The following is a 25,100-nucleotide window of genomic DNA, read 5'->3' on the forward strand; positions in this document are numbered from 1 at the left end:
GTCTGAGTCACTGTCTGAATCTGAGTCGCTGTCTGAGTCGGAATCGCTATCTGAATCTGAGTCGCTATCTGAGTCTGAGTCGCTATCTGAGTCTGAGTCGCTATCTGAGTCTGAGTCGCTATCTGAATCTGAATCACTATCGGAATCTGAGTCACTGTCTGAGTCTGAATCCGATTCGTCATCATAGTATCCATTATCTATACTAAAGTCATCATGATCAGTAATTGTTACATGGACTTCTTCCCCATCAGCATCCTGTTCGTCATCATCACCAGAATCTGTTGTTGTTTGAGTCATACCTGAAGGTTTATCAAAATGAACAATATAATTACCACTATTTAAATTATCGAATTGATACTTTCCATTTTCATCAGTTGTTGTTGTACTAATGATATTCCCGTTTTCATCTTTTAACGTCACTTTTACTCCAGAGATTCCTTTTTCATCATCACCTTGAATACCATCTTTATTAGTGTCATACCATACATAGTTCCCTAAGCTATATTTAGGTGTTTGATAAAATCCGCTATCAATAGTCATATCGTCTTGTCCGTTAATAGTTACCCATACAGAATTGCCTTCTGAGTCTAGTGCAGGATTTGTTCCTGAATGTTTAAGCGTCGGCGTATATCCTTCCGGTGTTTCGAATGTAATTTTATAAGTCAATCCGTTTTTTAACCCATCAAATTGATATTTCCCCTCTTCATCTGTTCTGACTGATTTTGAAGTTCCATCAGGATACGTCAAAGTTACCAATACATTACTAAGCGGTTTTTCATTATCATTTGTATTTTGAATACCATCTTTATCTACATCTTCCCATACGTAATCTCCGATTTTATAAGTTTTTTCAGGAGGCAAGTCACCTTGTCCTTGACCTGAACTTGTAGAGAAAGCAATTGTATTATCATAGGATGCTGTTCTAAACTCACCAGTATACTCATTTATAGTCGTTTGCATTGTCACAGTTTGCTGTATCGTCGTGTAATCGTCCTTATTAGGGTCATATTTACTAATAACTTTAATAATATATGGTGAATCTATATTACCAAAATTAATATTCACGTCATTATTATTTCCTAATTGGGCATAATCATCATTTGTGACATCTTCATATTCACTGTAATCATAAATTCTGTTACTATCTGGTAAATTTTGATTATCTCCAACCTTATAAACTTTAATGATTGTACTATCGTCGATAATTGTTGAACCTTCATCACCATTCCCTGAAATATTTACATTTGTTTCTTTGGCTGAATAACGAAGAGGGTTAATATAAATCGTTTGCTCAACTGTATGGTTTTTCGTATCTATGTTTGTGAACATACTTTGAAGGTTAGCAGTCCGATTTTCGTTAGGTTTTTGATATTCAACCGTAATTGTTTTATTTACTGATGAAAGGGCTGTCTTATATTCTAAATCTAACTTAGTGTTATTATTTGGAACCTTTGATTTATCAATGTATGATGTTAATTTAAGGTGCGCTTTAATATTTTCATACTTATCTACATAATCTGTAAAAGTGTAGGTAATTTGTTTATTTGTGTTGTCATAAGTACCTGTAGCGATGATTTCTCCAGAATTATCTTTTATTTTTGGTATTGCAAAACTATCGGTTAAATCTGATGGAACTGTATTCTTATCTATATTCACTGTCATCGTATCACCAGATTTCACCTTATCATCTACTTCAAAAGTTACATCATAGATTAAGTTTTCAGCATCATGTGCTTTAATAATACCATCACTATCATCATATCCTTCTGTAATACTTTGATCAGTAACTTTAATTAAATGATTAACATTCGAACCTTGTTCTGCCGCTAATTGATTTACGGTTACACGCTTACTCGATGGTTGGGCAGATGTTGTAGATAACGGTCTAACCTTATTTTCATATTCATTTATTGGTAAATTTAATAACTCATCTTGATTTGAAATTTTTTCATCTATATTTTTATAGCTAGACGGTTGACTTGTTATTGAATCTTCTCTTACTTTGTTAGGTTGCTCTATAGTATTCTCTTCTTTATTGGATTCAGTGTTACTCTCTTTTATCTTAGAGTTAGCAAAATCTGATACGCGTGAATTTTCTTCATTATCACTTGTTTGAACAGATGCTTCTCTATTTATTGTTGTGTGAGATGGTTGTTGGGCAGTATCCATTGATGAATTTGAGGATTCGACTGATGAGGGTTCTTTTACCTTTTCTTCTTTAATATGAGTATTATCTTGAGGGGTCTTTTGTAAAAATGTTGCTTCGTTTTCATCTACATTTGTTGTTGACTGTGTTATATCTTTAGAGCGATTTTCTATGGCATCGTTGCTATTCGTTTCTTCTTTTTTATTTATTTGGTTATCATCGTCAGTGTTTATTGACTGACTATTATTGATTACATCATTCTTTTCTTCATTACTAGACTGATCATTGCTATCTGATAATTCATCATCCGTATTCGAATCTTTAACGTCTTGTACTGTATTCTCCTCAGCTTTGGCCTCATTATGACCTAAACCAAACAATAATGTTGCACCTATTACAATAGACGCTGTACCTACTGTGAATTTTCTAATTGCATATTTATTGGATTTATTTGCTATAGGTTTCTTTTTAGTTAGTAAATTATTTTTTTTATTAATCATAAAAACTCCTTATCTTTGACTATTTCAATGTAATTTTCAAGTAAAAATCATTTCTAGAGTAAAATACAATATAGTATATAAGTCTTTTTTGCAATATTTTTTAAACATGTTAACAAACATTTAATAAATAGTTAATTAATTTGCTCTACATTTCTTAAAATTCTAATAACATGAACTATTGAAATTATTACTATATTCATCAAACAAATTGTGACCAAACTATTTCAAATGATAAAAATATAAATAACCATTGTATTTCATATTAGTATTATGCACGTTTCTGTAACAGTGTTTTATGGAATATTTTAAAGTTAAATATCAGGAATAATGTATATGTTTTATTAAAGAGATAAATATAAAGACTCCCTCTAATGTTTACTAAAAACATCAAAGGGAGCTAATTTAAAGATATTGTTTGATAAAAACAAATCATAAAATATGATTATTTTAAGTGTTCATATGGACTATTTGTTACGAAAGATACAATTTGATCAACGAACAATTTTGCACGTAGTTGAAATTCATTATCTTCTAAGTATAAGGTACCATCTTCTAATTTAGCATAATCAGAGTCATGTGTAGCAATTTGCGTTGGTACAGCAATGCCAAGTAAACTACGTACGATGATTCTCAAGTGTGATAATGGCTCTGAACTTACTATTCCTCCACTGTTACAAATGAGTCCCACGGGTTTCATTTTGAAATGGTCCATATTAAGGTGGTCAAGTGCATTTTTAAGAATACCTGAAAACGATCCATGATAATTTGGCGTTCCTAAAATTAAGAAATCTGCTTCCATTGCTTTACTCTGTAAAGATTTGACATTGTTTTTAATTTCATCAACTGCTTGTGTTGTACCAGCAAAATCCAATTGATGAATGGGTTTCTCAGCTAGGTCAAAGATTTCCACCTCAACATCATGTTCGCCGAGTTGACCTTTTAAATATTTTGATAAAGCGTTCGTATGAGACCCTACTTGAGCACTCCCTATAATAATTAAACCTTTCATTATTTTACACCTCTAAATTATTTTCTTCTTTTAATATTTTCATGATTGCTTTTCCAACTCCACTATTTTCATTGGTGTCTGTGACATATTTAGCAATATGTTTAACTTCATCTGTAGCATTATTCATTGCTACTGGATAACCTACACGTTCTAGCATCGAAATATCATTTAAATTATCTCCTATTGCTACCACATCTGTTAAATTTATACCCAATTGATGAGCAATAGCTGATAAGGCAATGCCTTTTTGAGCGTCTGAATGAGTGATTTCTAGATTACCTCTTGATGATGAGGATACTGCTAAATTTGGTGATGATGCTAACGCTTGACCCACTTTGTCGATTTTACTTAAATCTGCATCAAAAGCTAACACCTTCATAATAAGTTCTCCAGGAATATCTTCAATTGAATCATAATTATCTACAACTTTTAAAGTACCGTTATCTATGCGTTTTTGTATATTATTTCGTATCTTGGCTACATCTGCTTTTTGACCCGCACGTTCTGCAATATCTATATAGATTGCTAAATCACGTTTAGGATCTTCTGTATATATGCCACGGTTTGTGTAAATTTGATAATAAATATGATTATTTTTAAGTGCTGTCGTAATTTTGTGTACTAAATCATGATTAAGATGCGATGTACTCGTTATATTAAATGATTCATCACGAACTTCTGCACCATTCAAACATATGTAAGGTACTTTTAAGTCTGTTTCAGCCACAGGTGTTTGTGCCTCGTAAAACGCTCTGCCAGTTGCAATAACTACTGTAATGCCGTTCGCTTGCGCAAATTTTATCGCTTCTTGATTCATAGTGGTGATTTCATGACCAGCGTTAAGTAATGTTCCATCCATATCAGTTGCTATTAGCTTTATCATTAGTTGACCTCGTTTCCACTTATTTTAAAGTGATGCTATATGAATTTTTTTAATTGATTTAAAATTAATGTGTGTAGCATGTGTCTTAACTTCATCATTGTTATATGTTATCACACAATCTTTAACGATTTACTGGACTTCAAAAATACGTTTATTTATGTACGACATCATTTTAACAAATTTATATCCTTTTGTATCTTCCCCTGTTTTTCTGCTTTTTTCTTTTCACGTATTTCCTTAAAAAAACTTCTCAATAGTTCTGCACACTCTTCTTCTAAAATTCCTTTTTCTACGATTGCCCTATGATTAAACTGCGGTTGTTCTAATAAATTCATAAGACTTCCTGAACATCCTCCTTTGGGATCAGTAGCACCGTACACAACCTTTGGAATACGGCTCATAATAATAGTGCCCGCACACATGACACAGGGCTCTAATGTAACATACAACGTACATTCTTCTAATCTCCAACTGCCGACAACTTCTGACGCCCGTTCTATCGCTATGTGCTCTGCGTGGGCAGTAGGTTGCTGCAATGTTTCCCTTAAATTATGTGCAAGTGCAATGACTTGATCCTCTTTAACAATAACTGCTCCGATTGGAACTTCTCCTAATGCTTTGGCTTTGTGTGCTTCTTTAATTGCTAAGCGCATGTAATCATGATTTTTTTTCATATGTGTTGGAATACCTCACTTATGGTACAATACTCATTGTCTATCTTAACATTTGGAGAAGTGATTATGAATAAACCATTTATTGCAATCGAAGGACCTATAGGTGTTGGTAAATCCTCTCTTGCTCACCGTTTAAGCAAGACGTTTGGTTTTTATGAAGAGAAGGAAATTGTTGATGAAAATCCATTTCTATCTGATTTTTATGATGATATAGAAAAGTGGAGTTTTCAAACTGAAATGTTCTTTTTATGTAACAGATATAAACAGATTAGAGATATTGAGTCGCTAAATCAAGGTATAGTTAGCGATTATCATATTCATAAAAATAAAATTTTTGCTAAAAATACTTTAGATGCTAAAGAATTTGATAAATTCAGTCGTATTTTTGATATTTTAACTGAAGATATCGAAATGCCAAATACAATTATCTTTTTAGATGCTGATTTAGATGTATTAAAATCTAGAATTGCACAACGTAATCGTAGCTTTGAATCTCAAATAGAAGATGACTATTTACTTACTTTAAAAAAAGATTATCTTGCTTATTATGAATCATTAAAGAATGACGGTGCAAATGTCATTCGAATTGATACATCTCAACAAGATTTCGTTAAAAATGATTACGATTACCAAAATATTTTAAATTTAGTAAAACCTATGATTGGAGAAAATAAAGATGAATAATTATGGTATTCCTCAAAATGCAGTAATAACCATTGCTGGCACTGTAGGGGTTGGTAAATCTACGTTAACACAAGCACTTGCTGACAAGTTAAATTTTAAAACTTCCTTTGAGAATGTAGACCATAATCCTTATTTAGATAAATTTTATCATAATTTTGAACGTTGGAGCTTTCATCTTCAAATTTACTTTCTTGCTGAACGTTTTAAGGAACAAAAACGCATGTTTGAGTATGGTGGCGGATTCGTTCAAGATCGTTCAATTTATGAAGATGTGGATATTTTTGCAAAAATGCACGAAGAACAAGGAACAATGAGTGCTGACGACTACCACACGTATTACGAATTATTTAATGCAATGGTTATGACACCTTATTTTCCAAAGCCTGATGTTCTGATTTATCTAGAATGTGATTATGATGAAGTAATTGATCGTATTCAACAGCGGGGACGTGACATGGAAATCAATACAGATCCAGAATATTGGAAAAAACTATTTAAACGGTATGAAAATTGGATTAACAATTTTAATGCATGTCCTGTTGTTCGACTTAATATTAATGAATATGACATACACGAAGACGTAGACTCCCTTGATCCAGTCATTGATAAAATTGCTCAAGTTATTAAAGCATACCGACAAGTGGATACGAGATAATATATCTAATTGTAGAAAATTAGAGCTTATATTTGTATACTTTCACAAGTTATTTCATATACCTTTTACTCAAATATTAAAATAACAGATATAGCTATTATTAAGAATGTTGACAATATTTTATAAAAATTCTATGTTTATACTATAAGTGAATTATATGCACTAGGGGTGTTTTTTAACTGAGATGGATATCATCCAAACCCTTTGAACCTGAACTAGCTTATACTAGCGGAGGAAAGTGTTGAATCTCATCTAATTATCATTCTGTCTTTATATATTGATTTGGATGCACAACTTTTCTCATGAAGGTTGTGCATTTTTTCTTATACAAATAAAAATATTGGGGGCATGAAGATGAAAAAAACTGCAATTATCACAGGAAGTAGTCGTGGATTAGGCGCTAAAATTGCAATAACTTTACTAGAAAAAGGCTACAATGTTGTTGTTAATTACAAACAAAATAAGGATAAAGCTGAAAAATTAATTAGAAATTATAATCAAAGTAGGGCTATAGCTATTCAAGCTGATGTGACGGATAGAAACGATGTGAATCGAATGATTCAAACTGCCACACAACATTTTGGAAAAATAGATATAGTCATTAATAATGCACTTGTTGATTTTAAATTTGATCCAAATCAGCAAAAATCGTTTAAAGATTTAACTTGGGAAGATTATCAACAACAACTTAATGGTACTTTAAAAGGAGCATTTAATGTGACTCAAAGCGTCATACCACAATTTATAGAACAACAAAGTGGATGCATTGTTAGCATTGGAACCAATTTGTATCAAAATCCAGTCGTACCTTATCATGAGTATACAACAGCAAAGGCAGGTCTCATTGGCTTTACTCGTAATATTGCTGCAGAACTTGGACAATATGGTATTACAGCAAATGTTGTTTCTGGAGGATTACTCAAAACGACTGATGCAAGTGCAGTCACTACACCTGAAGTATTTGATTTAATTGCTCAAACTACACCTCTTAGAAAAGTAACATCACCTCAAGATGTAGCCAATATGGTCGTATATCTCGCTTCAGATGAAGCACGTGGCGTAACAGGTCAAAATATTACCGTTGACGGTGGTTTAACAATGAACTAATTGTTTGTGTATTTTTTACAAAAAGATAATAATTAATGAGGTGTTCATATGACAAATAATCACTTTCTTAACATAGGTGTGTTACTGTACGGATGTGGTCATCATCAAGCGGCATGGCGTATGAAAGATTCTAATATTGAGGATATCGGCAACATATCTTATTATCAGCATTTAGCTCAAATAGCTGAAAAAGGTCTTTTGGATATCGTCTTTTTTGCAGATAATCAAGCCTTTAATGCAAGTGATAATACTACTATGCCCGCTTTTTGGTTTGATCCTATAATTAACTTATCAGCTATTGCACAAGTTACATCACATATAGGATTAGTGCCAACAATATCGAGTACATTTTCAAATCCATTCACCGCTTCTCGTCAATTATTAAGTCTAGACTACTTATCTCATGGCCGTGTGGGTTGGAATTTAGTCACATCCATGACAGATATTGAAGCCCAAAATCACAGTCTTCAATACTTACCAGAAAGACATGAGCGCTACAAAAAAGCAGATGAATTTGCATCGGTAATGAATCAGCTATTCACTTCTTGGTCAACTGCATCTTATGTACCAGATAAAAACAACAACAAAATTATTGAGTCTAAAGATATTAAACCTTTTTATCATGAGGGAGACTATTTTCAAGTACGAGGACCACATACAACACCACAAAGTCCTCAAGGTAAACCAGTATCAATGCAAGCCGGTGCGTCAAAAGAAGGTATTGCATTAGCAGCAAAATATGCTGATGCTGTTTACTCTGTTTCATGGGATATCAAGCAAGCACGTAGTTATAAAAAGAAATTGTCTGATGCTATTTCTAAAACTCAACATCCAGATAGAAAAATTAAAATTTTCCCTGGTTTAGTAACTTATGTAGGTGAAACCCATGAAAAAGCATTATCAAAAAAAGCAGAACTTGATCAAAAATTACCCATTGAAGATGCTTTAAAGCAACTCAGTTTTTTTGTTCAACAAGATTGTTCAGATTGGGAATTAGATGAACCAGTTCCTCCCTTACCTCCTGTTAAAAATTTCAAAGGTCCGATTGGTCGATATGAAACAGTTTTAGCCATTATAAAAGATAAACAACCGACTGTAAGAGAATTATTAGGTTACTTAAGTGCCGGTGGTGGTCATCTTACTCTTATAGGTACACCTGAGGAGATAGTGGATGAGATGGAGCAGTGGTTTAATGAAGGCGTTGCAGACGGCTTTAATCTGATGCCACCTTCATTACCCCATAGCCTTGAAGATTTTGTAAAATACATTATACCAGAACTACAACGTCGTGCTTTATTTAAAAATTCTTATAATCAATCTACACTACGTACATTATTAAATCTCGACTCATAAAACCGATGTTTTTTTGTATTATTAAAAGAAAAAGGACGTAGACGTGCGAATCGACTCACACATCTACGTCTTACTCAATTTTAAAATTTTATTTTCCGTATTGCTCTATAACTTGTTTAACATCTTTTGCACTATTAATGATGACATCTGCGTCGTAGAGTTCCTCTTTTTTAGCCACGCCTGTTAGCACACCGATAGCTAATCCTAAATTTGCATTAATCGCGGTTTTCATATCGTTGGCCGTATCTCCTACTATTGCTACCTTTTCTGGTTCAACATCAAAAGCATTAAATAGTGGATCTAAAACTTTAGGATGTGGCTTTTCTTCTGCGTGTGTCTCTGTAGAAATTACTAAATCAAAGAGATTTCTAGTTTGCGTTTCCTCCAGAAATTGATCGACTCCTTTTTTAGTATCACTTGTTACTATACCTATGTGATATCCTTCATTTCTAAGAGCTTGAATAGTTTCTTGTACACCATCAATCCAATTGTTTTCAGGCACTCTTGAATCAATGAGTTCCTGACTCGTATCCTTTGTCCAATCTGATGTTTCTTTACCTGTTACACCATTAAAAGACTCTATAATTTCACCTAATGAACCCGATCCCATAACAGAATCTGGCTTAATTTTTTTATCGATAATGCCTAATTGGCGATGTGCCGCTTCCTTATCATGTACTGGAAAGGTTTCTAAAAGTTGATCAACGAGACGTACGCCAATTTTTTCCCAACTACTGTCAAACTCAATCAATGTACCATCTTTATCAAATAATATCCATTCCACTTTTAATTCTCTCCTGAAAATGATTTTTATATTAATTATAGTTACATCAACTATTATATTATAGATTGCATGACAATTATAGGAAACTGAACTTTATTTAAGTATAAAAACTAAAATTGGGTTCAAAATTAAAAATGGCTATTTTTCTTTAGGTACTTTTATTAATTAATACATACTTTAAAAGACTCTATTCATAATACGTATTGTACATCACTAATCTAGAACTTGCTAAAAACGAAATGACTTAACTATACTTTGAAAATTTACTAGACATAACTAGATTTAGAGTTGTTTCACTATGATATAAATTTTCTAACTTGTTATTTATTTATTGTTACAATTAGCATAAATTAGAACCTTTAAATTCTTTTACTGAAAAAATTTGTTAAATAAATCTTTAACTAATCGTTCACTCGATTTACCATCTTTATATTTAAAATTCTTATTTAAAAACGGTTTTACCTTTTCAAATTCAAAATCATTATTTTCTAACGCTAAAATAAGTTCATCAAAAGTTTTCACTATTTTACCAGGAACAAAGGTTTCATAAGGTTCATAAAAATCTCTCGTGTAAATATAATCTTCCAAATCAAAAGCATAAAAAAGCATTGGTTTTTTAAAAACTGAAAATTCATAGATTAAAGAAGAATAATCAGAGATTAAAATATCCGTAATGAACAATACATCATTTACTTCGCGGTAATTTGAAATATCTAAAAAATATTTATTATAAATTGCTGGGATATTTAATTTATTTCTAACAAAAGGATGCATTTTAAACAAAACAGTAGCTTGATGTTTTTCACAATAACTAGCTAATCTTGCAAAATTAATTTTAAAGAAAGGATAGTGTGCTGTGCGATGTCCACTTCCTCTAAATGTAGGTGCAAAAAGAATGACTTTTTTATTTTTTATAATTGGTAATTTTGTTTCTAAACTTTGTTTAATGCGTGTTTTATAAGATTCATAGAACAAGACATCCGTACGTGGAACACCTGTTGGAATAACCTTATGTTCTTCAATTCCAAAAGCTTCAGCATAGTAAAGAATATCATTATTTGACGAAACATAAGCTTTACTATAATTCCTATGGCCAATAGAGTCTATGAAAGGTCCTCCCTTTTTCCCAGTTCTACTAAATCCTACAGTCTTGAAAGCACCCACGGCATGCCATACTTGAACTATTTCTTGGTTTTCTCTAAATTGAAGTTTATATATCATCGGATGATAATCATCAACCAAAATATATTTAGATTTTCCTAAAAAATATGGGAATTTTAATTTATCAACAAACGATCTCCTATTTGCTATATTAGGTTTAAAAATGGAATGAATGACAAGTGTTTTGTCCAATTGTTGTTTAAGCATTTCTTCGTATATAAATTTAAAATTTCCTGACATATTTGCTCTAGAATCTGATGTAAACAAAACATGATTTTTATTATTCTTATATACTGTTTTGGAAATGTTAAATATCGACAAATAGATTTTATCTCTCACATTGAAACTAATTTTCTTCAAAGTTTTATGTAATATGAATGATAAATGCTTAAGTTTACTTATTTTCTTTATTTCAGATTTATATTGAACTTTAAAAATAAACTCATTAATTTCTTGGGAAATTGCCGGAACAATGACGTAAGATTTAATCTCTTTGTTATTATATCTTTGAAAACTCTTACCATATTTTTTTAATAAATAACTTTTTTGTAACGATTGGGTCTCAAGTGAGTCGTAATCTCTTAACTCCTCTAAAGTCATTTGCTTTTTTTTATCATTCAAAAATTTTGGATTAATTTGGCAGACGTATTCATCTTCTTGTCGGTTGATTAATATATAATTACCTGTACTTAAAAAATTGCCTTTTTCTAAAATAGCAATATTAAATCTTGCCTCAAAAGTTGATCCTTGAATATTAACATGATTAGCATTTAATAGCTTTGTTTCTGTTAGGTTTCTGAGAAGGAAATTTCTTGTAGGTTTTACTCCTTCAAAATGTCCTTTGACGAAGAGTTGTACACGTTCCCAATATATGTCATCTATAAATATATTTTGCTTTGTCATAGTTGTTTCCTTTTCTTTAAATATTCCATTTTAAAACTGTTTTTCCCCATGCGTTAGAAATATCATATTCGAACGCTGTAATGAGGTCTTCTATGGTATTTATTTCAAATTCTTTACCTTTAAGTAATGCTAATTGATTAAGAACTTCAGGATATTTACGATACAATTCAATAGTTTTTTCAAAATCCTTTAAACCACTTCTGCTACTACCAATTATAGTTAAACCTTTTTCTAAAACCATTCTTGTATTCACTTGTATAGACAGTTCGCTCACTCCTAATAAAGCGATACTCCCTTCAGGATTAATAATATTGATAATTTGTTCAATAGCCTGCTGACTTCCTTTACCACCCACACATTCAAATGCATGATCAATTTTGATATGTTGAGGAATATTGTCAATTTGAATGATTTCATCTACAAATGAAAAACGGCTTAATTTATATAATGTTTTTCCAAAAACTATAATTTTAGTAGTAGGATATAGTTTTTTTAGTAAAACTGCAGTGATATATCCTAAATTACCGTCCCCCCATATCCCCAATGATTCAAATTGTGGTATTGCTTTTGCTTTAAAACGATCTATTGCATGAACACTAACTGTAACTAATTCAGTATACGACGCTACACTCAAATCAATTTCTTGTGGTAAAGTGACTACTCTATCAGGTTTCATGACTATATAATCTTGCATAAAACCATCATAACCACTTGACTTAAAATGACTAGAAGTTAAATAATTTTCTGCAATGATATTATGCGATTTAGACGGTGTATTGGGAATCATAACAACTTTAGTTCCATTTTTCAGTCGATGTTCAGAGTCGTATACAATTTCACCTACACTTTCATGAATCAATGACATAGGTAATTTCTTAGATAAGATTTTGCTATCTCTATTTCCACAATAATATCTCAAATCGGCTGCACAAATTGACAAATATAAGGGTCGAACAATAACTTTGCTATTATGATTATGTAAATCAATAGTTTTAAATGTTGCTTCAAATTGTCTTGGACTTACTAATTGATATACTTGATTAATCATTATCAACAGCTCCAGTAATAATTGAATTCGCAACTTTTAAATCATATGGTGTTGTAATTTTTATGTTAAATAACTCTCCTTTGACTAATTTTACTGGCTTACCCAATTCTACGAGTATTTTACACGCGTCAGTTAATATTTCCTTTTGAGATTGAGTTAACGATAAATAGCTATCCTTTAACTCTTTTATTTTAAAAGTTTGAGGCGTCTGTCCTTGATACATCTCACTTCTAATTGGAATCTCAGAAATAAATTGTGCATCATTTGAAGAAATGATAGTATCAACAGCATTAACAACCGTATCTACAGCGCCATATTGACTAGCATATTCCACATTCTCTCTAATAATTCGATTTGTTAGAAATGGTCTAACTGCATCATGGGTAACGATTATATCTTCATCATTTAATTTTTTATGTTGCTCAATGCTTTCTATAATATTCATTATAGTGTGATTTCTGTCGTCGCCGCCTTGTATTACTTTTATTTTCTTATCGTCTAATCGATAATTGTTTAGCAAATCGAGCATATAATTGATCCACTTTTGAGGCGTGGCAATAATGATTTCATCAAAGTCCTTATACATTAAAAATTTTTCTACTGTATGAATAATAATAGGTTTTCCTTGTAATAATAAAAATTGTTTGGGTAATGGAACATTTCCCATTCTAGAACCAATACCACCTGCTAATATACCCGCATAAATCATTTTATCTCTCCTTATTCTTAGTTGTGTAAATAAAAAAAGACAGAAAAAACATATGTTAAAAAAGTTTCTCTGTCTAAATTTAATTGATTTATATTCATTTTATATCAATTGTATTTTACCACACACAACAAAAATATGAAGTGATTAATTAATTAAAAAATATTTTTATATAAACGGATTTTAAAAAAGCAGATCGAAATTTAAAAAATCAATCTGCCAAATAATAAATATACTATAGATGCTATTTAATAAATAATTGAAAACTCTATTGTTAATACTTAGGAACTTCTACTCTCCATCCGTATTTATCTTCCAATTTGCCACTTTGAATACCAGTATATGTGTCATATAATTTTTGAGTGATTTTACCAGGTTCATTGTTATTAATAACAATTTCTCTATCTTCATAGCGAAGTGTACCTACAGGAGAGATAACAGCTGCTGTACCTGAACCAAATACTTCTGTAAGTTCACCTTTATCATATGCGTTAAATAGCTCTTCTATAGAAACTCTTCTCTCTTCAACTTCATAACCTAAATCTTCAGCTAATTGAATAATTGACTTTCTAGTAATACCAGGCAAGATACTACCGTTTAATGCTGGCGTAACTACTTTGCCATTTTCTACGAAGAAAATATTCATACTACCAACTTCTTCAACATATTTTTGTTCAACACCATCAAGCCATAATACTTGGTCATAACCTAATTTATTAGCGTTTGTTTGTGCAAGTAAGCTAGCTGCATAGTTACCTGCAACTTTAGCGAAACCTACACCTCCACGTACTGCACGTACATATTCATCTTCGACATAAATTTTAGTTGACTTTAATGTGTCACCACCATAATAAGCCCCTGACGGAGATAAAATAATTAGTAATTTATATTGATGTGAAGAACGTACACCCAAAATACCTTCAGTAGCAAATACAAAAGGACGAATATATAACGACTGACCTTCGCCTTCAGGTACCCAATCTCGTTCAACATCGATAAGCTGCTTTAATCCTTCTAATAATGCTGCTTCATCAACTTCTGGCATTTCTAAACGTGCTAAAGAATTATTAATACGTTTGAAATTTTGGTCTGGACGGAATAATACAACTTCGCCATTATGTTTATAAGCTTTAAGGCCTTCAAAAACTGCTTGCCCATAATGTAACCCTTGCGCTGCTGGTGAAATTTCAAATGGTGCGTACGGCACAATCTTCATATCATGCCATCCTTGATCAGCGTCATAATCAACACTTAGCATATAGTCTGTGAAATATTGTCCAAATCCCAAGTTTGCTGTATCAGGCTTTTCTTTTAAAGACTCTCTTTTTTCGAATTTTATTTTTTCTGACATGACTGTTGCCTCCTAATATAATTCCAATTAAATAGATACACTAAATTATATCAATCGTGATTCTACTATTCAATGAATTTTCTAAATATTCAAAATAGATATTCACTTTATTATGTATACAGTATAAGTAAAACACTACATTTATTAAGTTACAAGTTATGTTATTATCAACACTTAATTTTTCCGTAATTAAATTTGTGTTCTAATCGAAAATTAGCTTCTTTAAAAGTAAACTTGGAACTAAGATAGAGTTTTCTTTACCCTACATCCTATCATTCACTTTGACCATTTGAATCTAAAAAAATATCTGTATGAGGGGATATATAAATCGGACAATTTGTGCAATGTAGTTACTCGACAAACTGATTCGAACTTCTCTTGTCATTCAATATTTTGAAGTAGTATCTTTTATTAAAGTTTTAAAAGATAGCTATATACTTTAAAAAGTACGTATGGGCTCAGCATTCTTTTTGTTTTTTCTCAATTGCCTCTAACATCACTTTAGTCATAGTTGGTAAATCATATTTAGGATCAAATCCCCACTCATCCTCAGCACAGCTCGTATCTATACTATCTGGCCAACTTAATGCAATATCTTGACGCTCTAAATCAATGTCATAGTCTAAGGTAAAATCTGGATAGTATACTTGTATAGCTTGTTTTAACATTTCAGGTTCAATACTCATTGCACTTAAGTTATAGCCATTTCTTGTTTTTAATTTAACACTGTCTTCTTCCATTAATTTGATAATCGCATCAATAGCGTCTTCCATGTACATCATATCCATATAAGTGTAACGATTAATATAGCTTGTATAATGTCCTTTTTTAACTGCCTTAAAATACATATCAACTGCATAATCCGTTGTGCCACCGCCAGGTTCTTTAACATGTGAAATTAACCCAGGAAATCTAACGCTACGTGTATCCACTCCAAATTTGACATAATAATACTGACATAATAATTCCCCAGTTACTTTGTTTATACCATACATAGTCGTTGGTTGTTGTATTGTTAATTGAGGTGTATTTACTTTAGGTGTCGAAATACCAAAAGCTCCTATTGAACTTGGCGTAAAAAATTTTAATTGATACCTTCTTGCTGCTTCGAGTGTATTTATAAGTCCCCCCATATTCAAATCCCAGGCAACTAGTGGTTTCTTTTCCGCTGTAGCAGAAAGCAGTGCGGCCATATGCATAAGTGTATCGGCATTGAAATATCTCACTGTTTCAAATAAACGATTTCTATCTGTAACATCTAAGATTTCAAAAGGACCGTCTTTAACTGGAGAGTGTGGTTCTGGCTTTCTTATATCAGTAGCTAATACATTTTCAGTTCCATATCTTTCTCTACACTTAATAACTAATTCAGTACCAATTTGACCGAGTGCTCCAGTGATTATTATTTTTTTCATAAACTAATCTCCTTATATTAAAATATAAAACACAGCCTTTGTATAATGAACAATCCTTTTACTTAAATAAAATATAATAATATGACGGTAATTTCTTTATAAAATATGCCCTTTATTTGTAAAGTCACGCGTGCGTTAGTCTGACGTTTGTCTGAGGGTACAGTGACTGACGACTAAAAAGGTGGATTTGAACTTTGTTAGTAACATACGATAAAATACATACTAAAAGAATTGAATGATAGAGAGGATTTGTATTGTAGATGAAAAGAAGCTCATACATACGTCATCAATCAAATTTAATTATATCTATGATTATTTTCGTTATTTTTATAATTGTAGATATCAATGTACTTATTTATAAACATCAAGTTGCACCTTTGCTATTATCAAGTATCAGTTTAATTATTTTTATCATGTTATTTGTAGTTGCCTTGTTCAAATGTATAACTAATTATAAACATCAATCTTAGATAAAAGTAATTTCCCTATCGTCAGATAAAAAATAAATAGAGCAGTTACGAGTCTACCTGCTCTATTTTTACTAACATTAATTTAACCTAAGATTGTATTAATTTTTTATAAAAATATTGTGCCACAATGATATCCACAATTGCTAGACCGACCGATTTAAAGACTGTCACTTCTTTTTCAGTTTCGCGACCAGCTTTTTCACCAGAAATAATGTCGCCTAATTCACTATGTAGCATATTTTTAGTTAATATTCCTTCTGATTGAGGAATTTTTAAATCACCTGTTTCTTCTAAAGCTGCTTCCATAGATTCAACAACAATTTTATTAGCAACAAGCATTGTTTCTGAAGGTATTTCTTGCATATCTGGTTTAAAGGATCCGACTGCATTTAAATGCACGCCTGGATGTAAAGAATGGGTATAAACGGGCTGACTTGCATTTGTTGCTGTAACTACAATATCTGCACTGTCTATCGCTTCATCTGCCGATTTAAATACACTCACTTTAATATTAAATCGATTTCGTATATTTTGAGCAAAATTTTCTGCTTTTTCAAACGTTCTACTAGCGATGTGAATGTTTTCAATATCCCTAACAGCAAGTATCGCTTCAATCAGACCTTCAGCTTGTACACCTGCCCCTATTACACTAAGTGTTTTAGCGTTTTCTTTTGCTAGATATTTAGTAGCTACACCTGAAATTGCACCTGTTCTTACTTTAGTAAGAAAACCACCATCTAATATAGACAATGTTTCTCCTGTTTCATAGTCACTTAAAATAACCGATCCAGTAATAGTCGCTTTCTCTTTTTTTGAATTTTCAGGTGCAAATGAGACTGTTTTAAGTCCAACGATATTTAATTCATCGGATAATGCTGGCATCACTAAATAACGATTTTGCTCATTAAATGGCAAAACATATCTTAATGGTGTTATCGTCTTATTCTCTGAAAAAGCTTGCAAAGCTTTTTCTACTTCTAAAATGACTTCATTCATGTTTAATAATTGAGCTTGTGTTTGCTCATCTATATATTTCATTATTATGAATCCTCCTACGCGTTTAATATATTATAATAGGATTATTTAGATGATTAACTTTTTCACAAAGTGTAATATAACAAGATGTTGTTAAATCATAATTCTCTATTAAAATTCTTTTGCTATAAATAAACTTAAAAGTCTAAGCTCCCATCTCAAATAATATTGACTTTAAAAAGCTCTATTTTTCTAATCATTTTAAAAATAAAAATCATATATTTAGCTTTATCACAATATCTTCTTAATAATCATGATTATTTTGTATTAGGTATATGATATCGATGAACAGGTTTACCATTTTTTTTAATATAGGATTCAATTTGATATCCACCACATTTTTTCATCACTGTTTGAGAAGCAAAATTAAGTGGATTACATGTCATAAGTACGACCTCTACATTTAATGTCTTAAGTTCATCTAAAGCCTTTTCTAAAAGGATAGTAGCGTAACCCTTGCCTCTATAAGATTTAGCTACACCGTATCCCACATGACCACCAATATTAGATAGTTTATCATTTAATTGATGTCTGATATCAACAGCACCTATAATAATTGAATCTTTAAAATAAAATAGTGTTGTAGTCGGTACAAAGCCCTCATCAACTTCACTACAATTAAGCCGATCAACCATATTGTTAAATGAACTATAATTGGCAATATCTGTATTCCCTGGTATCACTTTTTCCTCATTTTCATACCACTCTTGAATATAATAATAGTATGCCTCTTTATCTTGATAGGTTATTGGTCTGATTTCTTCCACTTAAATACCCCATATCTTATATTATTGATAACTCTATTTTAATGTGATTAAGTATGAACATCAAAAATTATAACAAACTATCTCATAATAATTTTACATTTTTACAGATAAGTTAAGTTATTATTTTATAATAATTTTTCTTATTTTTTAATTTTTTCTCACTTCTAATAAGCTATAATTACTAATTCTAATATTCCTTTAGCAAGATGTTCATATTATATTAAAATGTCTCATACCAATTAAATTCTTAGAAATACGACTAATTCACATCACTTCCTAGTATTTTAGTATTCTACATATTTTTGAATACTTTTACATAAACATTATCTTTTATTGTAACAGTTGATAACAAAAACTTTATGGATGATTTATTCTTATTAATTTAAGTGTGGTTTTATGATTTATGTTGTATTTTTATGAGGGCTATCCCTTTATATTTAATCATTTAAATGTTTCCAAATGTTATGAGATAGTGTGAAAAAATGTTAGATATCGTATTAACAAAACAAAGTCTATTTAAGCTAAAATAATAATGATATACTAATATCAATAATTAAGATGGAAGAAGTGATACATGTGTTTGATTGGTTTCAATTAGCAAGTAATAAAGAAAAGAGAATGGTGCAATTACGACGATATTTGCATCAATACCCAGAACTTTCTTTTGAGGAAAAACGTACGCATGATTTTATTGTAAATCAATTGAGCCAATTAGCATGCACAATAGAAACACCAGTTGGACGTAATGGAATAAAAGCAACTTTTAAAGGATCTGATTCAAATGGCCCAACGATTGCATTGCGAGCAGATTTCGATGCATTACCTGTTCAAGAATTAAATGATGTACCCTATCGTTCAAAAAATAAAGGGTGCATGCATGCTTGTGGACATGATGGCCATACAGCTATTTTACTTGGAGTAGCTGAAATTGTTCACGAACATCGTCATTTATTGAAAGGTAATGTTGTTTTTATATTCCAGTATGGTGAGGAAATTATGCCAGGTGGTTCTCAAGAAATGATTGATGATGGCTGTCTACAGAACGTCGATAAAATTTATGGCACACACTTATGGAGTGGTTATCCGTCTGGGACAATCTATTCTAGGCCTGGAGCAATAATGGCTTCACCAGATGAATTTAGTGTAACTATATATGGAAAGGGGGGTCATGGTGCGAAACCACACGAAACAATCGACCCTATTGTCATTATGGCTGAGTTTATTTTAAGTGCCCAAAAAATTATTTCTCGAACAATTGATCCAGTAAAGGAAGCTGTTCTTACTTTCGGAATGATTCAAGCAGGATCAACAGATAGTGTTATTCCAGATACAGCTTTTTGTAAAGGGACTGTACGTACTTTTGACACAAAATTACAAAGTCATGTTCAAAATAAAATGGATAAGCTCTTACAAGGTTTATCTTTATCAAACGATATTACTTATGAATTGGAATACATTAAAGGTTATTTACCAGTACACAATCATCAACAATCATATGATGTAGTCAAACAAGCTGCTAATGATTTACATTTAAGATTTAATGAGTCAGACTTAATGATGATTGGTGAGGATTTTTCACATTATCTTAAAGTACGACCTGGTGCATTCTTCTTAACTGGTTGTGGTAATAAAGACAAAGGCATTACTGCACCCCATCATAATCCTCATTTTGACATTGATGAATCTTCATTAAAATATGCAGCCAGTGAATTTTTAAAAATATTAGAAATTGAAAATGTTTTTTAATAAGAGGATAACTAAGTATATTAAATCATTTAAATAAAATAGCATAATGAACAATGAATGAATTATATTCAGATATATAACAAAAAAGACTCCCTAATGGGAGTCTTTTTTGATGAATAATATATTATTCAAAGATTTCAGTTACAACGCCTGATCCAACAGTACGTCCACCTTCACGAATTGAGAAACGAGTTCCGTCTTCGATAGCGATTGGAGCGATTAATTCAACTGTCATTTCAACGTTGTCGCCAGGCATAACCATTTCTGTACCTTCTGGTAAGTTTACAACACCAGTTACGTCAGTAGTACGGAAATAGAATTGTGGGCGATAGTTAGTGAAGAATGGAGTGTGACGTCCACCTTCATCTTTAGATAATACGTATACTTCAGCTTTGAATTTTGTGTGTGGTGTAATAGAACCAGGAGCAGCTAATACTTGACCACGTTGTACATCTTCACGTGCAACACCACGTAATAAAGCACCGATGTTGTCACCAGCTTCAGCGTAGTCTAATAACTTACGGAACATTTCTACACCAGTAACAGTTGTTTTAGAAGTTTCATGCATACCGATGATTTCAACTTCTTCACCAACTTTGATTTGACCACGTTCAACACGGCCTGTAGCAACAGTACCACGACCAGTGATTGAGAATACGTCCTCAACTGGCATCATGAATGGTTTGTCAGAATCACGTTCTGGAGTTGGAATGTAATCATCAACTGCTTGCATTAAGTCTAAGATTTTTTGTTCGTATTCAGCATCGCCTTCTAATGCTTTTAATGCAGAACCAGCGATTACAGGTACATCGTCACCTGGGAAGTCATATTCGCTTAATAAGTCACGAACTTCCATTTCAACTAATTCTAATAATTCTTCGTCGTCTACCATGTCAACTTTGTTTAAGAATACAACTAATGCTGGTACACCAACGTTACGTGATAATAAGATGTGTTCACGAGTTTGTGGCATTGGACCGTCAGCAGCAGATACAACTAAGATACCGCCGTCCATTTGAGCTGCACCAGTGATCATGTTTTTAACATAGTCAGCGTGTCCTGGGCAGTCAACGTGAGCATAGTGACGTTTGTCAGTTTGGTATTCGATATGTGCAGTATTGATTGTAATACCACGTTCTTTTTCTTCTGGAGCGTTGTCAATCATATCGTATGATTGTGCAACAGTGTCACCATTTTTAGCTAATACAGTTGCGATAGCAGCTGTTAAAGTTGTTTTACCATGGTCAACGTGACCGATAGTACCAATATTGGCATGTTCTTTTGAGCGATCAAATTTTTCTTTTGCCATTATTAAATCTCTCCTATTCTTAATAAAAGTTATTTCAAATTTATCTCTCATGATAGTTTCTCACCATCATGAGAAGAAAATTGATTGAGTATAGCATAAAAGAATTTATAATTCTTTTATAATGCATTTACCCCTAAAAATCAAATCATAAAAATGTCAGCTTATAAATAAGCTCAACCTGTATTTTAACCTAGCTTAGCTAGTCTTAACAAGTTATATTATTCACCTTTATTTTTCTTGATGATTTCTTCAGCAATTGATTTAGGAACTTCTGCATAGTGGTCAAAGTACATTGTGTAAGTACCGCGACCTTGCGTGTTAGAACGTAATGAAGTTGCATAACCAAACATTTCTGAAAGTGGTACATATGCGTTAACAACTTGAGCATTACCACGTGGTTCCATACCGTCTACACGTCCACGACGAGCAGTTACGTCACCCATGATATCACCCATATACTCTTCAGGCATTTCGATAGTAACTTTCATCATTGGTTCTAAGATAACTGGATCACATTTTTTAGCAGCTTCTTTAAGCGCTAATGAAGCAGCAATTTTGAAGGCCATTTCAGATGAATCGACATCATGATAAGAACCATCAAATAATTTAGCTTTAACATCAATTAATGGATAACCAGCTAAGACACCATTTTCCATAGCATCTTTAAGACCTTGTTCAACTGATGGAATGTATTCACGAGGAACTACACCACCAACAATAGCGTTTTCGAATTCGAAACCGCCACCTGTTTCGTTAGGAGTGAATTCAATGTGAACATCACCATATTGACCACGACCACCAGATTGACGTGAGAATTTACCTTGAACTTGTGCAGGTTGTTTAAATGTTTCACGATAAGAAACCATTGGAGCACCTACGTTACATTCAACGTTGAATTCTTTCTTCATACGGTCAACTAAAATATCTAAGTGTAATTCACCCATACCACCGATGATAACTTGTCCAGTTTCTTCATCTGTGTGTGCATGGAATGTTGGGTCTTCTTCTTGTAATTTAACTAAAGCTTGAGTCATTTTATCTTGATCAGCTTTAGATTTTGGTTCAACTGATAAGTGGATAACTGGTTCTGGGAATTCCATTGATTCCAAGATAATGTCATTTTTCTCTCCACATAAAGTATCACCAGTACCTGTTTCTTTAAGGCCTACTGCAGCTGCAATTTCACCTGAGTAAACAGTGTCAATTTCTTGACGTGAGTTCGCGTGCATTTGTAATAAACGTCCAACACGCTCACGTTTATCTTTAGAAGAGTTCTTCACATATGACCCTGAAGACAATGTTCCAGAGTATACACGGAAGAATGTTAATTTACCAACATAAGGGTCAGTCATAACTTTAAATGCTAAAGCAGCAAATTCTGCTGAATCATCTGGTTTAGCAACAACTTCTTCATCAGGGTTGTTCGCACGATGACCAATAATTGGTTTAACATCTAATGGTGAAGGTAAATAATCAATTACTGCGTTAAGCATTAATTGAACACCTTTGTTTTTGAACGCTGTACCACAAAGTACTGGGTAGAATTCTACGTCAGTAGTAGCTTGGCGGATAGCATCTTTTAATTCATCAACTGAAATCTCTTCATCCCCAAGATATTTCTCCATTAAATCGTCGTTGTTTTCAGCAACAGCTTCAATTAATTGAGCGCGAGCTTCTTCCGCTCTTTCTTTATGGTCTTCTGGGATTTCGATTTCATCGATTTCTGTACCTAGGTCGTTTGTATATTTAAAGCATTTCATTTCTACTAAGTCAATGATTGCTTCAAATTCATCTTCTGCACCAATAGGTAATTGGATAGGTGCTGCATTTGCTTGTAAACGATCATGTAAAGTGCTTACTGAATATTCAAAGTTCGCACCTAATTTGTCCATTTTGTTTACAAAAACAATACGAGGTACACCATAAGTTGTTGCTTGACGCCAAACTGTTTCAGTTTGAGGTTCTACCCCTGATTGTGCATCAAGTACAGTAACGGCACCATCAAGTACACGTAATGAACGTTCAACTTCAACTGTGAAGTCTACGTGTCCAGGAGTATCGATGATGTTTACACGGTGACCTTGCCATTGTGCAGTTGTAGCCGCAGATGTGATAGTAATACCACGGTCTTGCTCTTGTTCCATCCAGTCCATTTGTGAAGCACCTTCATGTGTTTCACCAATTTTATGGATACGACCTGTGTAGTAAAGAATACGTTCAGTCGTAGTTGTCTTACCAGCATCAATGTGAGCCATGATACCGATATTACGAGTATTTTTCAAAGAAAAGTCTCTTGCCATGTATTTTTTCTCCTTCCAGTATTTACTGAATAAGTACTATAGATATGGCGATGCCCTAAGCATGAGCCATTTATTGGTAAACCACATAACGGAACACACTCAGGGTAATAGCTTTAATCTTACCAGCGGTAGTGAGCAAATGCTTTGTTCGCTTCAGCCATTTTGTGAGTGTCTTCACGTTTTTTGACTGCACCACCTGTATTATTTGCAGCATCTAAGATTTCGTTAGCTAAACGATCTTCCATAGTTTTTTCACCACGAAGACGCGCATAGTTTACTAACCAACGTAATCCAAGAGTAGTACGACGTTCTGGGCGCACCTCAACTGGTACTTGGTAGTTAGAACCACCTACACGACGAGCTTTAACTTCTAATACTGGCATAATATTATTAATTGCTTCTTCGAACACTTCTAATGCATCACGACCACTACGTTGTTCAACAAGATCAAATGCAGAATAAAGAATTCTTTGAGCTGTTCCACGTTTACCGTCTAACATAATTTTGTTAATTAGTTTAGTAACTAACTTAGAGTTATGAATTGGATCTGGTAATACATCTCTTTTAGGTACTGATCCTTTACGAGGCATAATCTAAATCCTCCCTTCCTATTATAGTATATTATTAAAAGATATATTTAAAATTTACGTAATCTTAAACTTAATTTTTTGGTTTTTTAGTTCCGTATAATGAACGTCCTTGTCTACGTCCATCAACACCTGAAGTATCAAGTGCACCACGTACGATATGGTAACGCACACCAGGTAAGTCTTTCACTCGTCCACCACGAACAAGTACAACACTGTGTTCTTGTAAGTTGTGTCCGATACCAGGAATGTATGCGTTAACTTCAATGTTATTTGATAAACGCACACGTGCATATTTACGTAACGCAGAGTTAGGTTTTTTAGGTGTCATTGTACCTACACGAGTACATACACCACGTTTTTGAGGTGAGTTTAAGTTAGTAAATTGTTTCTTTTTACTATTGAAACCTCTGTTTAAAGCTGGTGAATCTGATTGTTTCGTTTTGCTTTTTCTTGGTTTACGTACTAATTGGTTAATAGTTGGCATTGAATATGTCCTCCTCTCTT

The 25,100-nt window shown here is 32.5% G+C and carries 22 protein-coding genes and 1 riboswitch; of the genes, 6 read left to right on the forward strand and 16 right to left on the reverse strand.

Going from position 1 to position 25,100, the window contains the following annotated elements; genetic code table 11:
• The 4 genes from sdrG to tadA form a co-directional block, all read right to left on the reverse strand.
• Nucleotides 1–2,646: MSCRAMM family adhesin SdrG (sdrG, locus tag ACVBFA_RS09350; RefSeq protein ID WP_447158814.1), on the reverse strand; the 2,646-nt coding region annotated here is incomplete at its 3' end.
• A gap of 442 nt (nucleotides 2,647–3,088) precedes the next feature.
• On the reverse strand, nucleotides 3,089–3,655 hold the full coding sequence (locus ACVBFA_RS09355; RefSeq protein WP_126122396.1) for an NADPH-dependent FMN reductase: 567 nt from the start codon (nucleotides 3,653–3,655) through the stop codon (nucleotides 3,089–3,091).
• A gap of 4 nt (nucleotides 3,656–3,659) precedes the next feature.
• Complete coding sequence (locus tag ACVBFA_RS09360) at nucleotides 3,660–4,538, reverse strand: Cof-type HAD-IIB family hydrolase (RefSeq protein ID WP_126122395.1); 879 nt, start codon at nucleotides 4,536–4,538, stop codon at nucleotides 3,660–3,662.
• A 167-nt stretch (nucleotides 4,539–4,705) separates the two neighbouring features.
• On the reverse strand, nucleotides 4,706–5,212 hold the full coding sequence (gene tadA, locus ACVBFA_RS09365; RefSeq protein ID WP_447158815.1) for a tRNA adenosine(34) deaminase TadA: 507 nt from the start codon (nucleotides 5,210–5,212) through the stop codon (nucleotides 4,706–4,708).
• Between the two features lie 66 nt (nucleotides 5,213–5,278).
• On the opposite strand from tadA, the gene ACVBFA_RS09370 reads away from it, so the two are divergent.
• The 4 genes from ACVBFA_RS09370 (at nucleotide 5,279) to ACVBFA_RS09385 (ending at nucleotide 9,011) form a co-directional block, all read left to right on the forward strand.
• Complete coding sequence (locus tag ACVBFA_RS09370; RefSeq protein ID WP_002456016.1) at nucleotides 5,279–5,896, forward strand: deoxynucleoside kinase; 618 nt, start codon at nucleotides 5,279–5,281, stop codon at nucleotides 5,894–5,896.
• Nucleotides 5,889–6,551 carry a deoxynucleoside kinase gene (locus tag ACVBFA_RS09375; RefSeq protein WP_002458630.1) on the forward strand — a complete coding sequence of 221 codons (663 nt, stop codon included), beginning with the start codon at nucleotides 5,889–5,891 and terminating at the stop codon, nucleotides 6,549–6,551. The genes ACVBFA_RS09370 and ACVBFA_RS09375 overlap by 8 nt, the downstream gene beginning before the upstream one ends.
• A gap of 154 nt (nucleotides 6,552–6,705) precedes the next feature.
• Nucleotides 6,706–6,805, forward strand: a riboswitch (TPP riboswitch).
• Nucleotides 6,806–6,905: 100 nt separating this feature from the next.
• Nucleotides 6,906–7,658 (forward strand): 3-oxoacyl-ACP reductase, encoded by a 753-nt coding sequence (locus ACVBFA_RS09380; protein WP_002486827.1) that lies wholly within the window; start codon nucleotides 6,906–6,908, stop codon nucleotides 7,656–7,658.
• Between the two features lie 48 nt (nucleotides 7,659–7,706).
• Nucleotides 7,707–9,011 carry an NtaA/DmoA family FMN-dependent monooxygenase gene (locus tag ACVBFA_RS09385; RefSeq protein ID WP_002486817.1) on the forward strand — a complete coding sequence of 435 codons (1,305 nt, stop codon included), beginning with the start codon at nucleotides 7,707–7,709 and terminating at the stop codon, nucleotides 9,009–9,011.
• Nucleotides 9,012–9,099: 88 nt separating this feature from the next.
• Here the strand turns inward: ACVBFA_RS09385 and ACVBFA_RS09390 are convergent, their stop codons facing one another.
• The 6 genes from ACVBFA_RS09390 to ACVBFA_RS09415 all read right to left on the reverse strand — a co-directional run bounded on the left by ACVBFA_RS09390 (nucleotide 9,100) and on the right by ACVBFA_RS09415 (nucleotide 16,379).
• Nucleotides 9,100–9,795 (reverse strand): HAD family hydrolase, encoded by a 696-nt coding sequence (locus ACVBFA_RS09390; protein WP_002491423.1) that lies wholly within the window; start codon nucleotides 9,793–9,795, stop codon nucleotides 9,100–9,102.
• Nucleotides 9,796–10,164: 369 nt separating this feature from the next.
• Complete coding sequence (locus tag ACVBFA_RS09395; protein WP_447158816.1) at nucleotides 10,165–11,859, reverse strand: CDP-glycerol glycerophosphotransferase family protein; 1,695 nt, start codon at nucleotides 11,857–11,859, stop codon at nucleotides 10,165–10,167.
• A 16-nt stretch (nucleotides 11,860–11,875) separates the two neighbouring features.
• The gene (locus ACVBFA_RS09400) at nucleotides 11,876–12,907 is read right to left on the reverse strand and encodes an alcohol dehydrogenase catalytic domain-containing protein (RefSeq protein ID WP_002445745.1); all 1,032 of its coding nucleotides are present in this window, start codon (nucleotides 12,905–12,907) and stop codon (nucleotides 11,876–11,878) included.
• A complete protein-coding gene (locus ACVBFA_RS09405; RefSeq protein WP_126122434.1) occupies nucleotides 12,900–13,616 on the reverse strand; it encodes an IspD/TarI family cytidylyltransferase in 717 nt (238 codons plus the stop codon). The genes ACVBFA_RS09400 and ACVBFA_RS09405 overlap by 8 nt, the downstream gene beginning before the upstream one ends.
• Before the next feature lie 271 nt (nucleotides 13,617–13,887).
• On the reverse strand, nucleotides 13,888–14,964 hold the full coding sequence (locus tag ACVBFA_RS09410) for a branched-chain amino acid aminotransferase (RefSeq protein WP_002458636.1): 1,077 nt from the start codon (nucleotides 14,962–14,964) through the stop codon (nucleotides 13,888–13,890).
• Between the two features lie 458 nt (nucleotides 14,965–15,422).
• Nucleotides 15,423–16,379 carry an NAD-dependent epimerase/dehydratase family protein gene (locus ACVBFA_RS09415; RefSeq protein ID WP_002445742.1) on the reverse strand — a complete coding sequence of 319 codons (957 nt, stop codon included), beginning with the start codon at nucleotides 16,377–16,379 and terminating at the stop codon, nucleotides 15,423–15,425.
• 260 nt (nucleotides 16,380–16,639) lie between these two features.
• Here ACVBFA_RS09415 and ACVBFA_RS09420 point away from each other — a divergent pair, with 260 nt between their 5' ends.
• Nucleotides 16,640–16,849 (forward strand): hypothetical protein, encoded by a 210-nt coding sequence (locus tag ACVBFA_RS09420; protein WP_002475516.1) that lies wholly within the window; start codon nucleotides 16,640–16,642, stop codon nucleotides 16,847–16,849.
• Between the two features lie 87 nt (nucleotides 16,850–16,936).
• On the opposite strand, the gene ACVBFA_RS09425 is transcribed toward ACVBFA_RS09420, so the two are convergent.
• Nucleotides 16,937–17,887 (reverse strand): ornithine cyclodeaminase family protein, encoded by a 951-nt coding sequence (locus tag ACVBFA_RS09425; protein WP_126122433.1) that lies wholly within the window; start codon nucleotides 17,885–17,887, stop codon nucleotides 16,937–16,939.
• A 254-nt stretch (nucleotides 17,888–18,141) separates the two neighbouring features.
• Entirely contained in the window at nucleotides 18,142–18,651 is a 510-nt protein-coding gene (locus ACVBFA_RS09430; RefSeq protein WP_126122432.1) for a GNAT family N-acetyltransferase, read from the reverse strand.
• A gap of 576 nt (nucleotides 18,652–19,227) precedes the next feature.
• Here ACVBFA_RS09430 and ACVBFA_RS09435 point away from each other — a divergent pair.
• Nucleotides 19,228–20,397 (forward strand): M20 family metallopeptidase, encoded by a 1,170-nt coding sequence (locus ACVBFA_RS09435; RefSeq protein ID WP_002494717.1) that lies wholly within the window; start codon nucleotides 19,228–19,230, stop codon nucleotides 20,395–20,397.
• 124 nt (nucleotides 20,398–20,521) lie between these two features.
• On the opposite strand, the gene tuf is transcribed toward ACVBFA_RS09435, so the two are convergent.
• From tuf to rpsL, 4 genes are all read right to left on the reverse strand, one after another.
• Complete coding sequence (gene tuf / locus ACVBFA_RS09440) at nucleotides 20,522–21,706, reverse strand: elongation factor Tu (protein ID WP_001832289.1); 1,185 nt, start codon at nucleotides 21,704–21,706, stop codon at nucleotides 20,522–20,524.
• A 218-nt stretch (nucleotides 21,707–21,924) separates the two neighbouring features.
• Nucleotides 21,925–24,006 carry an elongation factor G gene (gene fusA, locus ACVBFA_RS09445; RefSeq protein WP_001832287.1) on the reverse strand — a complete coding sequence of 694 codons (2,082 nt, stop codon included), beginning with the start codon at nucleotides 24,004–24,006 and terminating at the stop codon, nucleotides 21,925–21,927.
• A gap of 119 nt (nucleotides 24,007–24,125) precedes the next feature.
• Nucleotides 24,126–24,596: a 30S ribosomal protein S7 gene (rpsG, locus tag ACVBFA_RS09450; protein WP_001137495.1), complete on the reverse strand. Its 471-nt coding sequence runs from the start codon at nucleotides 24,594–24,596 to the stop codon at nucleotides 24,126–24,128.
• Between the two features lie 70 nt (nucleotides 24,597–24,666).
• A complete protein-coding gene (gene rpsL, locus ACVBFA_RS09455) occupies nucleotides 24,667–25,080 on the reverse strand; it encodes a 30S ribosomal protein S12 (protein WP_001833079.1) in 414 nt (137 codons plus the stop codon).
• Nucleotides 25,081–25,100: the final 20 nt, after the last annotated feature.

The organism is Staphylococcus sp. MSU001 (assembly GCF_052976705.1).

Bases quoted from the DNA above. Each gene is read 5' to 3' on its own strand.
- ACVBFA_RS09355 (WP_126122396.1), bottom strand. From the start codon at position 3,655: ATGAAAGGTTTAATTATTATAGGGAGTGCTCAAGTAGGGTCTCATACG.
- ACVBFA_RS09360 (WP_126122395.1), bottom strand. From the start codon at position 4,538: ATGATAAAGCTAATAGCAACTGATATGGATGGAACATTACTTAACGCT.
- tadA (WP_447158815.1), bottom strand. From the start codon at position 5,212: ATGAAAAAAAATCATGATTACATGCGCTTAGCAATTAAAGAAGCACAC.
- ACVBFA_RS09370 (WP_002456016.1), top strand. From the start codon at position 5,279: ATGAATAAACCATTTATTGCAATCGAAGGACCTATAGGTGTTGGTAAA.
- ACVBFA_RS09375 (WP_002458630.1), top strand. From the start codon at position 5,889: ATGAATAATTATGGTATTCCTCAAAATGCAGTAATAACCATTGCTGGC.
- ACVBFA_RS09380 (WP_002486827.1), top strand. From the start codon at position 6,906: ATGAAAAAAACTGCAATTATCACAGGAAGTAGTCGTGGATTAGGCGCT.
- ACVBFA_RS09385 (WP_002486817.1), top strand. From the start codon at position 7,707: ATGACAAATAATCACTTTCTTAACATAGGTGTGTTACTGTACGGATGT.
- ACVBFA_RS09395 (WP_447158816.1), bottom strand. From the start codon at position 11,859: ATGACAAAGCAAAATATATTTATAGATGACATATATTGGGAACGTGTA.
- ACVBFA_RS09400 (WP_002445745.1), bottom strand. From the start codon at position 12,907: ATGATTAATCAAGTATATCAATTAGTAAGTCCAAGACAATTTGAAGCA.
- ACVBFA_RS09405 (WP_126122434.1), bottom strand. From the start codon at position 13,616: ATGATTTATGCGGGTATATTAGCAGGTGGTATTGGTTCTAGAATGGGA.
- ACVBFA_RS09410 (WP_002458636.1), bottom strand. From the start codon at position 14,964: ATGTCAGAAAAAATAAAATTCGAAAAAAGAGAGTCTTTAAAAGAAAAG.
- ACVBFA_RS09415 (WP_002445742.1), bottom strand. From the start codon at position 16,379: ATGAAAAAAATAATAATCACTGGAGCACTCGGTCAAATTGGTACTGAA.
- ACVBFA_RS09420 (WP_002475516.1), top strand. From the start codon at position 16,640: ATGAAAAGAAGCTCATACATACGTCATCAATCAAATTTAATTATATCT.
- ACVBFA_RS09425 (WP_126122433.1), bottom strand. From the start codon at position 17,887: ATGAAATATATAGATGAGCAAACACAAGCTCAATTATTAAACATGAAT.
- tuf (WP_001832289.1), bottom strand. From the start codon at position 21,706: ATGGCAAAAGAAAAATTTGATCGCTCAAAAGAACATGCCAATATTGGT.
- fusA (WP_001832287.1), bottom strand. From the start codon at position 24,006: ATGGCAAGAGACTTTTCTTTGAAAAATACTCGTAATATCGGTATCATG.
- rpsG (WP_001137495.1), bottom strand. From the start codon at position 24,596: ATGCCTCGTAAAGGATCAGTACCTAAAAGAGATGTATTACCAGATCCA.
- rpsL (WP_001833079.1), bottom strand. From the start codon at position 25,080: ATGCCAACTATTAACCAATTAGTACGTAAACCAAGAAAAAGCAAAACG.